Consider the following 14,159-nt stretch of genomic DNA (forward strand, 5'->3'; position numbering starts at 1 on the left):
TACAAATTTTTTTTGTATCTTAGAATGGCCTACGGTAAAAACGCGCACGAATCTTCGCATCCGTATATCCATACTCAAGTTAATATGTGGAAATGATACATTTCAGATCGGTAATTGCCGTTGTTTGTCTGGCGAACCTTTTTGCAGGTTGCGGCATCGACACACCTCAGGACGTGGCAGAAGCAGCGCCTACCCTACCCGAAATCGTCGACTACAACCTACATATCAAGCCCATACTATCTGATCGGTGTTTTGCCTGTCACGGACCGGATAAGAACAATCGGGAAGCCGGTTTATTTCTGCACGCTGCCGAAGGGGCGTTCGCTTCGCTGGAAAGTGGCAAAAAGGCCATTGTTCCGGGGAATCTACGCACAAGCGAACTGATTCGTCGAATTTTATCCGAGGATTCCGAGACAATGATGCCACCGGCTGAATCGAACCTACAGCTTTCTGCGGAGGAAAAGGCACTACTGATCAAATGGGTGGAGCAAGGAGCTGAATACAAAAAACATTGGTCGTTTATCAAGCCCGAAAAAACGGCACTGCCAGAAATCAAAACTGAACACTGGGCAGCCAATGAGATCGACCATTTTATAGCAGCGAAGCTGGATAAATTTGCGATCACGCCTTCCCCGGAAGCGCGAAAGGAAACGCTGGTGCGCAGGGTGTTTTTTGACCTGACCGGGCTGCCCCCTACCGTTGGCCAGTTGGAAACAATCATGGCGGATAGCAGCAGCAATTATTATGAAAAGTTGGTCGATGACCTGCTGGCCTCGCCCGCCTATGGAGAGCGTATGACCGCACACTGGCTGGATGTTGCGCGATTTGCCGATACGGAAGGTTACCTGGATGATTTCCACCATGAAATGTGGCCCTACCGGGACTGGGTTATCGATGCCTTCAATGAGAACATGCCCTACGATGAGTTTGTGGTAGCCCAGGTCGGCGGTGACCAAATGCCTAACGCAACGGAGAAGCAACGGTTGGCGACGGCTTTTAACCGATTGCATAAACAGAATTCGGAAGGAGGCGTCATCCCGGAGGAGTTTCGGGTCGAGTACGTCGCAGACCGGGCGAATACGGTCGGCACAGCATTTATGGGCCTAACGGTATCCTGCGCCCGCTGCCATGACCACAAATACGATCCCATTTCCCAAAAAGATTACTACCAATTGTATGCATTCTTCAATAGTACCATTGAGCGAGGAGATGCGATCTTTTCCGGGAATTCTATAGAAAATGGTAACCGAATCCCAAACAAGTATTCGATGAACGCGGGACCGGTCATGCCGCTTCCATCCGAGGAAGTCGCTGAAATTCGAGCCTATTTGCTGGAGGAAATCGATGCCAAAGCTTCCGAAATCGAATTGCAAAGGCAAATGAATCAGGCGGAGGCACTAGCTTGGGCCGCATCCAGGCCGAGCCATACCACCCTAAAAAATGTGGTGAAGGAGGCCACCATGGTAGACTTACGATTCGATAGCGTGGCCGATGAAACCGTAAAAGACCACGCAAAGGGTTCCAAACCTGCCCGAATTTTCGGGCACAATCAGGTAGAAGGAAAAATAGGAAAAGCAATCGAATACAATGAGGGCAAAGTGATTGCTGACGGCAGTCGGGTCAGCTTTGAGCGTATGGAACCTTTTACGGTGAGTTTTTGGATCAAAACACCTAAGGAATTCGATGAAGCCCGAGTCCTTTACAACGGAAACGGCCGAATCCAGGGTTACAGAGGATGGGATGTTTGGATGGACAGCACGCGGCTTTCCTTTCGATTAAACCATGCCCATCCGTTCCAATCCCTGGACGTTCGGATGAAAGAAAAACTACCCTTGAATGAATGGCAGCATTTCGTTTGGACCTATGACGGGTCCAGTTCGGCCAGGGGCATGACCGTTTGGCAAAATGGGCAAAAGGCGGATCTTGCGATCCAACGAGATCGTATCTACCGGTCTGCCGTTCCCTACAAAGAACCAAAAGGCTTTGTGTACCTGGGATACGAAGGTTTTGTGATGGGGGCCAGTCATTACGATGCGGATTTTGACGGAGGGATGATTGATGAAGTACGGGTACTCGACAAGGAAGCCGGTGATCTGGTGGCCACGTTCCTTTTTAAGGAAGAAATGGGGAATGAACGGTTTCGCGAAGCGGTCGATTCCCAATCCAAGGAAGCATTGGAGTTTTATGCCCTCCATGTGGATCAGGACTTGGAACGGCAGCGGAAGGCACTGCGGGAACTCCAATTGAAAGAAGTGATGGCCATCGATACCGTCCAGGAGATCATGGTGATGGGTGATTACGAAAACGAAAGGCCGACCTATCTCTTGGAGCGAGGGGCCTACGATTCCCCGGGAGAGCAGGTAGAAAAGGGCGTTCCCTCGGCTATTCTGCCCTGGCCTGAGCATCTCCCCAAAAACCGATACGGGCTGGGCAAATGGCTGACCCACGAAGACAATCCGCTCACGACCCGTGTAGCGGTAAACCAAATGTGGTATTTGATGTTTGGCCGTGGACTGGTACGGACCAACGAAGATTTTGGCAACCAGGGTGCATTGCCCAGCCATCCGGAGCTGCTGGATTGGCTGGCCGTTGACTTTCAGGAAAGCGGCTGGGATGTGAAGCGTTTGATCAAAAAGATGGTAACTTCGTCTACCTATAAACAATCCTCTGTCATTCGGGAAGACCTTCGGGAAATCGATCCCGACAACCTGCTGCTAGCGAGAAGTCCCAGGTACCGGCGTTCGGCCGAGATGGTTCGTGACAATGTCCTTGCCGTAAGCGGGCTATTGCAGCCAACCGTTGGAGGGGAGTCAGCGTTTCCCTATCAACCGGAAGGATTATGGAGGGAAACGATCACCCATGCTTTTTTCCCGGATTATCAGATCGACTATAAAAACGGCCTATACCGACGGAGCCTCTATACCTTTTGGAAGCGCAATGCTCCCGCTCCGGGAATGCTCGTTTTTGACGCCTCGAACCGATCCGAATGCCAGGTTCAGCGACAGCGAAGCAATACGCCCTTACAGGCTTTGGTATTGCTGAATAGCCCCCAGGTACTCGAAGCCTGCCGGGTTCTTGCCGAAAATGTGCTCCTTGATTCAGATTTGGACATCTCCAAATCCATCGAAACGCTTTTCCTGGCCTTGGCCGGCAGAAAACCAACGAGCCGGGAGCATGCTATTCTGGAAAGGCAATTCAGCGAAGAAGAAGCGTACTTTACCAGGGAACCCTTGGCGGCCAGGGAGTTTTTGAGTATAGGTTACCAGGCGCCCTCTCCGGATATTCCCTTCACCCATACCGCCGCACTGGCTCGGGTAGCAAACACCATCCTGAATTCAACCGAGGCCTACTACAAAAATTAAGGACATGAACTATTTGAAAGAAATTCAGGCGAATGAATACTTGAAAACCCGCAGGGAGTTTTTGAAAAAAACCTCCAGAGGCCTGGGCGGATTGGCCTTGGGTGGTCTCCTGTTTCCGGACGCCTTAAAGGCCACTGATTCAAAGGAAATGGATCGTCAACTGGTCAAAAACGGTGGTATTTTGGGAGGACCCCATTATGCACCCAAGGCAAAACGGGTTATCTATCTTTTTCAAAGTGGCGGGCCCAGCCAGTTCGAACTGTTCGATTACAAACCCGAATTGAACAAACGCCAGGGAGAAGAAATTCCAGACTCTGTACGGGGCGGACAACGAGTCTCCGGAATGCTGGCAGCACAATCCAGCTTCCCGCTGGTTGGCTCTCAATTTGCTTTCACGCAACACCCAACTACCGGCGGGTACTTTAGTAAACTAATGCCTTACACAGCCGGTATTGCAGAAGATATTTGCATGATTAACTCCATGCATACGGACGCCATTAACCACGAACCTGCGGTAATTTTTATGCAAACCGGTTCCCAGCAGGTCGGCAGGCCAAGCATCGGCTCCTGGATGAGTTACGGCCTGGGAAGTTCGAATGACAACCTTCCCTCGTTCATCGTTATGCTATCCCGCGGAAAAAATGGGGCCCAAAACTTAAACATGCAAGCCTGGAACAGTGGCTTTTTGCCTTCCCATCATCAAGGCGTTCGCTTTCGTTCGGGGCATGACCCGGTCCTTTACCTCAGTAATCCCAAAGGCATCAACAGGGACCGCCGTCGCTCGGAATTGGATTACCTGACGGAACTGGAAGCGGAACAAAAAAAGGTATGGGGCGATCCCGAAATCGATTCCAAGATCAGCCAGTACGAAATGGCGTACCGCATGCAAAGCAGCGTTCCAGAAATCGCCGATCTTTCGGATGAACCTGACTATATTTTCGATCTCTACGGAGAGGAGGCCCGAATTCCCGGAACCTACGCGTTTAATTGCCTGATGGCACGGAGACTGGCCGAGCGAGACGTGAACTTCATTCAATTGTACCACATGGGTTGGGATCAACATGGAAATCTTCCCCTCGATATTACCAAAATGGCCATGTCATCGGACCGGGCCTCGGCGGCCTTGGTAAAAGACCTCAAACAGCGGGGACTACTGGAAGATACGCTTGTCATTTGGGGAGGGGAATTTGGCAGAACCAGTTTTTCCCAGGGGAAAATAACGAAATCCAACTACGGAAGGGACCACCACCCCAGGACCTTCAGCGCCTGGATGGCCGGGGGCGGGATCAAGCCCGGTCTGGTCTACGGAAAAACCGATCCTTTTGGCTATAACATCGTTGAAAACCCGGTGCATGTGCACGATTTTCAAGCGACCCTTCTACACCTACTAGGGGTGGACCACGAAAGGCTCACATTCAAGCACCAGGGACGAAGGTATCGCCTTACCGACGTGCACGGCCATGTGGTGAAAGATATTTTAGCCTAAGCCATGAGACGAAGAAATTTCATAGCCAAAGTATCCGCGATGGGAGCGGCTTTTCCCGCCCTGCATGCGGTCGGGAGCGCCCCTCTATACCCGCCAGATTCGAAGGTCAACGGAGAAATCGTGGGTCACGGAGATTTTAGGTATCGGGTAGATACACATTGGGGTCAACTTGATCCCCAAAAGGTTCCGATCGATAACTGTCACGAGATGGTAATCGATTCCAAAGGGCGGATCATCCTACTTACCGACGAACCCCGGAACAACCTCATTTTTTACGATCAGTCGGGAAATTTGCTGGATGCGTTTTGTAACCGGTTTCCTGGTGGACACGGACTCACCCTGAATGACGAGGGTGGAGAAGAGTTCCTTTACGTTACGGACAGCGGTTGGTTTCACGACCACAAGCACCCCAATGATTGGAAGTATTTCAGCGGCAATGGCTTTGTTTCCAAGATCACCATGAAAGGAGAGTTGGTTTTCAATTTGGGACATCCCCAAACGATTGGAGTGTATGAGAAGGGAATGCCCTTTAAGCCCTCAGAAACCGCAATAGCGCCTAATGGTGATATTTACGTCGCCGACGGATACGGCTCCTGCTACATCATCCAGTACGATCAGTATGGCCGATACATCCGGCATTTTGGCGGGAGGAATAATTCTGATCCCAACTACCAATTGAAAACCGCACATGGCGTTACGCTGGATACCAGAAATCCGGACGAATTACAATTGATTGTCACTTCCCGCGAGGAGTGCTCGTTTAAATTTTATACGCTCGAAGGACGCTACAAAAAAACGGTCACCATTCCCGGAGCTATGGTAAATCGGGCAGTAATTCACGGAAAAAACCTGTACGCGGGTGTATGTTGGTCGCAAATAGATGGCAAAGCAAAAGCGGGTACGGGATACATCACCATCCTGGATGAGAACGATCGGGTAGTGTCCAATCCTGGCGGACAGGCACCTCGGTACAAAAATGGCGAGCTAAGCCATCAGATTCAGGAAGTACCCTTCCTTCGACATGGCCATGATGTCTGTGTGGACCAAGACGAAAATATCTACGTCTGTCAATGGAACGGCGGAAGGACCTATCCCATGAAACTGGAACGAATATAAACCGGGCTAGCGAAGCGTCATCCTGCCAAAGCAACCATGCGTCTATTCCGACACGCGGGTACTACAGGTTTCGGCTGGCCTTTTCGCCGGACACCAGCAGGAGCGTTGGTACCATTGTGGTCAGCTTTCATCGAACTCCGGGCCAATAATGGCATCATACCGTATTTCTTTTTGCTCCCAGCCCTTCCGGTTGGACCCGATATCTCTTTTTTGCATCTTTAAACGGTTCGATACCTGACGGCAAAAAACAACCGCTGAAATCAATTCTTCCAGCGGTTGTTTTGTAGGGTTTTGTCAGGTTATAAGCCAAACAAACGGGGCAGCCAGAGCGATAGCTCTGGAAATAAGGTAATGACTAGCAGCCCCAAAATCATGGCAAAGAAAAAGGGGAGCAAGGGCAAAAATACTTTTGCAATGGAGGTTTTGGCCACGCCCACTCCGATAAAGAGCACCGACCCCACCGGTGGCGTACAGACACCGATACACAAATTCAAAACCATCATGATGCCAAAATGCACCGGATCTATCCCCAGGGTCACAACCGCAGGAAGGAATATCGGCGTGAAAATCAACACCGCCGGCGTCATGTCCATAAAGGTTCCCACAAACAACAAGATCAGGTTGATCATGATGAGGATAACAAATTTGTTGTCACTCAGTGCAAGCAAGGCTGCACTGATGGATTGGGGAATGTTTTCGCTGGACATGGCCCAGGACATGCTCATAGAGGTCGCGATCAACAGCATAACAATGGCTGTGGTTTCGGAGGATTTCAGCAGTACTCCTGGTAAGTCTTTGATTTTGATTTCTCCATAGATAAAAGACAGGACCAGTGTATAAATGACCGCAATGGCAGAAGCCTCGGTGGCGGTAAACACGCCAATAACGATTCCTCCGATAACCACTACCAGCAACATCAGGCTGGGGAATGCGGCAAGAAACTTCCCGGTCAGTTCTTTCAAACTGGTCACTTCCCCGCCTTTTAGGTTGTGCTTCTTTATAAATATTGCCGCGGTAATCATCAAAAACATGCCCACGAGCAGACCGGGAATGTATCCAGCCACGAAGAGCGCTGCGATGGATACCCCACCACTTGCCAGAGAATATACGATAAGTACGTTTGACGGGGGAATAATCAGTCCCGTGGTAGAGGAGGTAATGTTTACAGCTGCACCCAGTTCTCTTGGGTATCCTTCTTTCTCCATGCGGGGTCCCAGAATCCCTCCGATCGCCGAGGCTGCGGCAGCAGCTGATCCAGCAATGGCGCCAAACAGCATGGCAGCAATTACGTTAACGTATAGCAAGCCGCCAGGTAATCGCCCGGTCATGGCTTTGGCCAGGTTTATCAGCCGGTTAGCAATGCCGCCCTTGTTCATGATTTCACCGGCCAGTATAAAAAACGGTATGGCCAAAAGGGCAAAACTATCCAGCCCCACCCCCATGCGTTGGGCAATGGTGGTGGCGGATGGTACGGTGGCGATAGTTACCGTTAGTGTCAAAAAACTGGAAAAGCCCAATGCCCATGCCACCGGAACCCCGATGCCCATGAGTACGATAAAACTGCTTACCAGTATAAGTATGCTTAGGTATTCTTCCATATCGAGTTAATTTTGGGAGTCTTGTTTGGTCAACAATGATTGTAGGTTGACAAATTGATAAAAAAGTACCAGCAAGCCACTAAAGGGGATCATCAGGTACACGTAAGCGAGGGGAAGTTGAAGGGTGGCAGATTTTTGCTCCAGGGTATACGTAATGTACACCAGGTTGATCCCACCCATAATCATCACCGGTATGACAAACAACACAATGACAATACTGATGACAATCAATAATTTGCGTTTTGCTTCTCCCCGGAGCTTGGCGGGAAGAATGTCAATGGCCAGGTGCTTGTCCTGCCCGGCTACATAGGCCGCTCCCAACATACCCAACCAAACCAATAGGTAGCGGGAGAGTTCGTCGGTAAACGAACTGGGCGATTGAACCACGTAGCGGGAGAAAACCTGCCAGCTTACGTTTAGTACCATGATGGCCATGATGAGCATCAGCATGATGCCGATAGCTTTGTCCAATTTAAGTTTGAATGCCTGCATTGCCTTAATAGTTTCTGATTTCCTGAACGAGCGCATACATTTCCGGATCCGCCGTTTTCATTAATTCGTATACTTTTTCTGCTTCTTTCCGAAACGGTTCCTTGTCAGGATAGCTTACCTGCACCCCTGCCTCGTCCAGGATGCGCATGGATTCCGCCACGGATTCCTCCCAGAGTTTGTATTGGTACACCGCAGACTCATCCGCGGCATCCTGCAGCCAGGCCCGTTCCTGCTCAGAAAGAATGTCCCATACCTTGGTACTCACGATCATCATGTCTGGGATGGCCGTATGCTCGTTTAGGGAATAATACTTGCACACCTCATAATGCCTGGAAGTAACCAAACTGGGCGGATTGTTCTCGGCCCCGTCCACAATTCCTTGCTGCAAGGCGGTATAGAGTTCACCAAAGGACACCGGTGTAGGCGACCCCCCAAAACTCTGCACCATATTGACCGCGGTAGGACTTTCCATCACCCGTATTTTCAGACCTTGAATGTCTTCGGGTTTCTCCACCGGCGTATTTTTGGTATAAAAACTCCGTTTGCCGGCATCGTAAAAACAAAGCCCCTTCAGCCAGTACTTCTCGCCTGCCGCCAGCAGCTGTTCGCCGATCGGTCCTTCCAGAACCCGTGCCTGATGGGCATCGTCCCGAAACAGGTAGGGTTGGCCCAGTATTTTGATTTCTGGTGCAAATCCTTCCATGGCAGCCGTGGACACCTTGGTCATGGACAAGCTTCCAATCTGCAGCAATTCCACCAATTCCCGCTCTGTACCCAATTGCTGATTGGGATACACTTGTACGATCATTTTACCTTCCGATTTTTCTTTGGCTTTCTCCGCCAGGTACAACATGGCCTCGTGGACCGGATGGCTGGTATCCAGCCCGTGTCCCAATTTCAGCACACGTACTCCGCCGGGTTTCGAACAGCTGATCAAGAAGGCCGCCACAAACAGCAGCCCCAGGTAATGTAAGGGTTTATTCCATTTCGCTTTCCACATACGCTCGTAGGTATTATTTTGGTTAAGTATAAGTGATTTTTTCATGATTGAATTAAAAAGCTCCGATTTTAACGCAGCAATCTGCCAATATTTTCTCCGGAAACCAACTGATTTACCTCTTCCACCGATACATAATTGGCATCTCCCGGGACGGAATGCTTGAGCACCGAAGCAGCTACCGCGAATTCCAGGGCCTCCCGATCGGATTTGTGCAACAATCCATAGATCAAGCCTGCCATGAACGCATCTCCTCCGCCAATGCGATCCACGATTGCCGGCATATCGTATATGTGGGAGCGGAGCAAGTCTTCGCCGTTCCACAAGATACCACCGAGTCGGTTATGGGAAGCCGACACGGAATCCCGCTCGGTGGTAGCTACCAACTGAATGGAAGGACACTGATAGTTCGCCTTTTCGCAGGCCGTCACATAATCGGTTTCGTGGATGTCCATGCAATTGGCAAAGTCCGTTAAGCCGGCGATGATTACCTGGCTGTAGGATATCAATTCGGGAAGAATATCCAGAGGATTCTTTCCGTAGCGCCACAAGTTGCGCCGGTAATTGATATCCCCGCTGACCCGTACCCCGTGTTTTTTTGCCTCCTTCAATACCCGAAGGCAGAGTGAGGCTGCCGGGGCAGAAATTGCCGGGGTGATGCCCGACCAGTGAAACCAATCCACCTGATGGAACACCGCTGACCAATCCAGATCCCTACCCTCGTAGGCGGCAAATGCGGAATCGAATCGATCGTAAATGATTTTTGAGGGCCGCTGCATGGCTCCGTTTTCCAAAAAATACAGCCCCATTCTTCCTTCGGTAGTGGCGGTAAAAGAAGTGTCGATGCCACCGGTTTTCAGGTATCTCAAGGCTGCCCTTCCCAGGTCATTGGCTGGCAAGGCGGTCAGTAGGGCTACTTCCTGTTGCCAATAAGCCAGCGATACCCCCACGTTTGCCTCCGATCCCCCGAAATCCGCATCGTAGTTTCCGGCTTGTATAAACCGTTCGTGCCCTGGGGTGGACAGGCGCATCATTACCTCGCCTAACGTGAGTATCCGTTTGTGCATGCAAAATTCCTATTTCCGTAAGTAACTTGCCAAAATTAAGGGGGTTTTAAAAAAAAAGAAGCCTGCGGGCTCTTTTCTTTCAATTTATTTCTAAATTGTGCAATCGATTGCTCAAGATAATCAAAAAGTTTACATGTTCCATAAAGTTTTACGAATTCATCCCGCTGATAATGTCCTGGTGGCCTTGAGCGACCTGAAAGCCGGTGAAAAGTTGGATTTCGACGGAGAGGAAATCACCCTGGCCAACGCAGTCCCCGCCAAGCATAAATTCACCATGGAAGCCCTGGAAGCGGGGGACACCATTTACATGTACGGCATAATCGTCGGGAAAACCCTGACCAACCTGGAAAAAGGTGCTGCGATCACCACGGAAAATATCGTCCACCAAACCGCTCCCTATACCGGTAAACGAAAGCCATTTACCTGGAACCCGCCTGTAGTGGATCGCTGGAAAGAGCGCACCTTTGACGGATATCACCGACCGGATGGGCAGGTAGGAACGGCCAACTATTGGCTGGTAGTACCGCTGGTCTTTTGTGAAAACCGCAACGTAGACATCATGAAACAGGCCTTCGTGGAAGAATTGGGCTTTGCCAGGCCGAACCCCTATAAATCCCTGGTCCGGGAGATGAAAATACGCTTTCTGGAGGGAGACAGCAAGTCCCTGCAACAGGTAGGTGTAGAAGTACTGGAACAATCCGCAGAAGAAAAAGTATTCAAAAATATCGATGGAATAAAATTCCTTACCCACAACGGTGGTTGCGGCGGCACCCGACAGGATTCCGAAGCCCTGTGTGCCCTTATTGCCGGGTACATCAACAACCCCAATGTAGCCGGAGCCACCATCCTGAGCCTGGGCTGCCAAAATGCGCAGCCGGCCATTTTGCGGGAAAAGCTGGCACGCCTGGATCCGGACTACAAAAAGAAGGTGATCATTCTCGAACAACAAGTAGAAGGTACCGAAAACCAGCTGCTAACCCGAGCCATTCAGGAAACCTTTCTGGCCCTGACCGAAGCAGACCAATTGCAGCGCAGGCCGGCTCCCCTTAGCAAACTTACCATCGGACTGGAGTGTGGCGGTTCGGACGGATTTTCCGGTATTTCTGCCAACCCCAGCCTGGGTCAGGTGTCCGATATCATTGCTGCGTTGGGGGGCAAAACCATACTTTCCGAATTCCCAGAGCTATGCGGAGTAGAGCAGGAACTGATCAACCGCTGTACCACCGACGCCAATGCCGATAAATTTGTGCGGCTGATGCGGGCCTACGCAGCCTCCGCAGAAGCGGTAGGATCTGGGTTTGACATGAACCCCAGTCCCGGAAATATCAAGGACGGGCTGATCACCGATGCCATCAAATCTGCAGGCGCTGCCAAAAAAGGAGGCACCTCTCCCATTGTGGACATCCTGGACTATACCGAAATCGCTACCAAACCCGGCTTGAGCCTACTGTGTTCCCCCGGCAACGACGTGGAAAGCACCACCGCCATGGCCGGGTCCGGAGCCAACATCATCTTATTTACCACCGGCCTGGGTACCCCTACGGGCAATCCCGTAACGCCAGTAATCAAGGTGGCCTCCAACCACCGCCTGGCGGAACGAATGCCTGATATCATTGACGTGGATACCGGAGGCATCATATCCGGGGAAAAAACCATCGAAGAAATGGGGGATGAATTGCTGGAATACATTCTACAGGTGGCAAGTGGAAAAATCAAGGCCAAGGCGGACCTACTCAATCAAGACGATTTTATCCCCTGGAAACGGGGAGTCTCTCTTTAATCAACACCATTAAATCGGTTTTTATTTATGTCTCAATTATTTTCAGTCAAAAACAAGATTATCATCATTAGCGGAGGAACGGGGGTATTGGGGAAAGCCATGGCCAAACATTTGGCGAAAGAAGGCGCTCAGATGATCATACTCGGACGGAATCCCCAAAAGGTAGACGAGCTGGTACAGGAGATCAAGGACGAGGGAGGATTTGCCTTTCCCGCCGTCGCAGATGTAACCAAGGAGGAGGAAATCATCGCCGTAAAGGAGGAGTTGGAAAAATCATTTGAGCAAATTGACGGGCTGATCAATGCGGCGGGCGGCAATATGCCGGGTGCGACGGTAATGCCGGACCAAATGGTCTCCGATCTGTCCTCCGAAGCCGTCAAAACCATTATGGATTTAAACTACATGGGCACCTTTTTGCCAACAAAGGTTTTTCTGCCGCTCCTGACAAAACACAAGAAGGCGTCCATCATCAATATCTCGTCCATGGCCGCCAGCCGCCCCATGACCCGGGTCATGGGCTACGCATCTGCCAAAGCGGCTATTGACAACATGACCAAATGGTTTTCGGTGGAATTTGCCAGAAAATACGGAGAGGGCATCCGTGTCAATGCGGTCGCTCCGGGCTTTTTCCTGACCGCCCAAAACGAACGCCTGCTCACCAACACAGACGGCAGCCTGACGGAAAGAGGCAACTTGATCGTGGACCACACGCCCATGGGTAGGTTTGGAACACCCGAAGAGCTTTTTGGGGCCGTCCAATGGCTCTGCAGCGATGCATCAAAATTTGTTACAGGAACCATTATTGAAGTAGATGGAGGCTTCAGTGCATTTTCAGGCGTATGAGTACAAATAATAAACCCTTTCTTATGGAACAGACCATGCGTTGGTATGGTCCAAATGACCCAGTCAGTCTTGCCGATATCCGGCAATCCGGGGCCACCGGCATCGTAACGGCCCTGCATCAAGTTCCCAACGGGCAGGTATGGTCCCGGGAAGCAATCCGCGAACGGAAAGACATCATCGAGCAGGCTGGATTAACCTGGTCCGTGGTGGAAAGTGTCCCCGTACACGAAAGCATCAAGACTCGCTCGGGAGATTTTCAGGCCTATATCCGAAATTACCAGGAAAGTATTCGCAACCTGGCGGCGGAAAACATTCACACGGTCTGCTACAATTTCATGCCCATTCTGGATTGGACCCGCACCAATTTGGGCTACACCCTGCCTAATGGCGCCAAAGCGCTTCGCTTTGAAATGAAGGCCATCGCCGCCTTCGACGTGTACCTGCTGAAACGGCCCGGAGCGGAAAAGGACTACCCGGAAGAACTATTGCAGAAAGCCAAAGCCCACCTGGGCAGCCTTTCTGAAGAGGGAAGGGAACAATTGGTGAATACCATCATCGCCGGCCTACCGGGCGCGGAAGAAGGGTATACCGTCGTAGATTTTCAGCAGGCCCTCGATACCTATAAAGGCATCGATGCCGGTAAGCTGGGCGAAAACCTGAATTTATTTTTAGATGCTATCGTGCCGGTAGCCGAAGAAAACAGGGTGTACCTGTGTATCCATCCCGACGACCCACCCTTTCCAATTTTTGGTCTACCGCGGGTGGTTAGTACAGCAAGTGATTACGACCGCATTCTTCAGGGAAACAGCAGCCCATTCAATGGATTTACCTTTTGCACCGGTTCGCTGGGAGTGCGAGCGGACAACGATTTGCCTGCCATGGCTGCTACCTATGGGAAGCACATTCATTTTATCCACCTGCGAAGTACCCAACGGGACGCGGATGGGAATTTCTACGAAGCCAACCACCTGGAAGGCGACGTCCCCATGGCCGACGTGGTGGAGGCACTGATACGGGTGCAGCAGCAACGTGGCAAATCCTTGCCCATGCGCCCCGACCACGGACACCAAATGTTGGACGATTTGGGGAAAGTCACCAACCCCGGCTATTCTGCAATCGGCCGTTTAAAGGGGCTGGCCGAACTGCGGGGTTTGGAAATCGGAATTGCACGAAGTATTTTTACTACATAGAAAAACTGAAAAAATAACGTAGTACACCCTTTCTACCGTTGACGGATGAAGAATTTTTAATTTTAATGTGCGTTTATCTTGTTAAAATCAATTGAATAATAGTATCTTGGATGCAAAAAAAAACGATAGTAGCGCCTTTGAAGTAGCATACAGAAAAATCAAAGCCATGATATAACGCTGATTGAAGTAAAAAATCGCCTATCTGCCTATTTTTAACCCCAGAATAAT

Annotated in this window: 10 protein-coding genes; 6 read left to right on the forward strand and 4 right to left on the reverse strand. The window is 50.6% G+C overall.

Annotated features, from left to right (window positions below):
* The first annotated feature begins 92 nt into the window (after positions 1-92).
* From BMW71_RS04505 to BMW71_RS04515, 3 genes are read left to right on the forward strand one after another with little or no spacing between them, the layout of a single operon-like run.
* Positions 93-3,362, forward strand: a complete 3,270-nt coding sequence (locus tag BMW71_RS04505; protein WP_143057552.1) for a DUF1553 domain-containing protein — start codon at positions 93-95, stop codon at positions 3,360-3,362.
* Positions 3,363-3,366: 4 nt separating this feature from the next.
* On the forward strand, positions 3,367-4,848 hold the full coding sequence (locus tag BMW71_RS04510) for a DUF1501 domain-containing protein (protein WP_092169961.1): 1,482 nt from the start codon (positions 3,367-3,369) through the stop codon (positions 4,846-4,848).
* A gap of 3 nt (positions 4,849-4,851) precedes the next feature.
* Positions 4,852-5,964, forward strand: a complete 1,113-nt coding sequence (locus tag BMW71_RS04515) for an NHL repeat-containing protein (RefSeq protein WP_092169963.1) — start codon at positions 4,852-4,854, stop codon at positions 5,962-5,964.
* 299 nt (positions 5,965-6,263) lie between these two features.
* Here BMW71_RS04515 and BMW71_RS04520 read toward each other — a convergent pair whose 3' ends face one another.
* The 4 genes from BMW71_RS04520 to BMW71_RS04535 all read right to left on the reverse strand — a co-directional run bounded on the left by BMW71_RS04520 (position 6,264) and on the right by BMW71_RS04535 (position 10,118).
* Positions 6,264-7,562 carry a TRAP transporter large permease gene (locus BMW71_RS04520; RefSeq protein WP_092169965.1) on the reverse strand — a complete coding sequence of 433 codons (1,299 nt, stop codon included), beginning with the start codon at positions 7,560-7,562 and terminating at the stop codon, positions 6,264-6,266.
* 6 nt (positions 7,563-7,568) lie between these two features.
* Positions 7,569-8,054, reverse strand: coding sequence for a TRAP transporter small permease (locus BMW71_RS04525; protein ID WP_092169968.1), 486 nt, complete (start codon positions 8,052-8,054; stop codon positions 7,569-7,571).
* A 4-nt stretch (positions 8,055-8,058) separates the two neighbouring features.
* Positions 8,059-9,054 carry a TRAP transporter substrate-binding protein gene (locus BMW71_RS04530; protein WP_092170305.1) on the reverse strand — a complete coding sequence of 332 codons (996 nt, stop codon included), beginning with the start codon at positions 9,052-9,054 and terminating at the stop codon, positions 8,059-8,061.
* Positions 9,055-9,122: 68 nt separating this feature from the next.
* Positions 9,123-10,118, reverse strand: a complete 996-nt coding sequence (locus BMW71_RS04535) for a sugar kinase (RefSeq protein WP_092169971.1) — start codon at positions 10,116-10,118, stop codon at positions 9,123-9,125.
* A gap of 133 nt (positions 10,119-10,251) precedes the next feature.
* Here BMW71_RS04535 and BMW71_RS04540 point away from each other — a divergent pair, with 133 nt between their 5' ends.
* The 3 genes from BMW71_RS04540 to uxuA are packed head-to-tail and all read left to right on the forward strand — an operon-like array spanning position 10,252 to position 13,931.
* A complete protein-coding gene (locus tag BMW71_RS04540) occupies positions 10,252-11,898 on the forward strand; it encodes a UxaA family hydrolase (protein WP_092169974.1) in 1,647 nt (548 codons plus the stop codon).
* Positions 11,899-11,925: 27 nt separating this feature from the next.
* Entirely contained in the window at positions 11,926-12,741 is an 816-nt protein-coding gene (locus tag BMW71_RS04545) for an SDR family oxidoreductase (protein WP_092169977.1), read from the forward strand.
* Positions 12,742-12,764: 23 nt separating this feature from the next.
* Entirely contained in the window at positions 12,765-13,931 is a 1,167-nt protein-coding gene (uxuA, locus tag BMW71_RS04550) for a mannonate dehydratase (RefSeq protein WP_092170307.1), read from the forward strand.
* The last annotated feature ends 228 nt before the right edge of the window (positions 13,932-14,159 follow it).

Source organism: Cyclobacterium xiamenense (assembly GCF_900109255.1).
Lineage (GTDB): Bacteria > Bacteroidota > Bacteroidia > Cytophagales > Cyclobacteriaceae > Cyclobacterium > Cyclobacterium xiamenense.

Bases quoted from the DNA above. Each gene is read 5' to 3' on its own strand.
- BMW71_RS04515 (WP_092169963.1), top strand. From the start codon at position 4,852: ATGAGACGAAGAAATTTCATAGCCAAAGTATCCGCGATGGGAGCGGCT.
- BMW71_RS04535 (WP_092169971.1), bottom strand. From the start codon at position 10,118: ATGCACAAACGGATACTCACGTTAGGCGAGGTAATGATGCGCCTGTCC.
- uxuA (WP_092170307.1), top strand. From the start codon at position 12,765: ATGGAACAGACCATGCGTTGGTATGGTCCAAATGACCCAGTCAGTCTT.
- BMW71_RS04530 (WP_092170305.1), bottom strand. From the start codon at position 9,054: ATGTGGAAAGCGAAATGGAATAAACCCTTACATTACCTGGGGCTGCTG.
- BMW71_RS04510 (WP_092169961.1), top strand. From the start codon at position 3,367: ATGAACTATTTGAAAGAAATTCAGGCGAATGAATACTTGAAAACCCGC.
- BMW71_RS04525 (WP_092169968.1), bottom strand. From the start codon at position 8,054: ATGCAGGCATTCAAACTTAAATTGGACAAAGCTATCGGCATCATGCTG.
- BMW71_RS04520 (WP_092169965.1), bottom strand. From the start codon at position 7,562: ATGGAAGAATACCTAAGCATACTTATACTGGTAAGCAGTTTTATCGTA.
- BMW71_RS04540 (WP_092169974.1), top strand. From the start codon at position 10,252: ATGTTCCATAAAGTTTTACGAATTCATCCCGCTGATAATGTCCTGGTG.
- BMW71_RS04505 (WP_143057552.1), top strand. From the start codon at position 93: ATGATACATTTCAGATCGGTAATTGCCGTTGTTTGTCTGGCGAACCTT.
- BMW71_RS04545 (WP_092169977.1), top strand. From the start codon at position 11,926: ATGTCTCAATTATTTTCAGTCAAAAACAAGATTATCATCATTAGCGGA.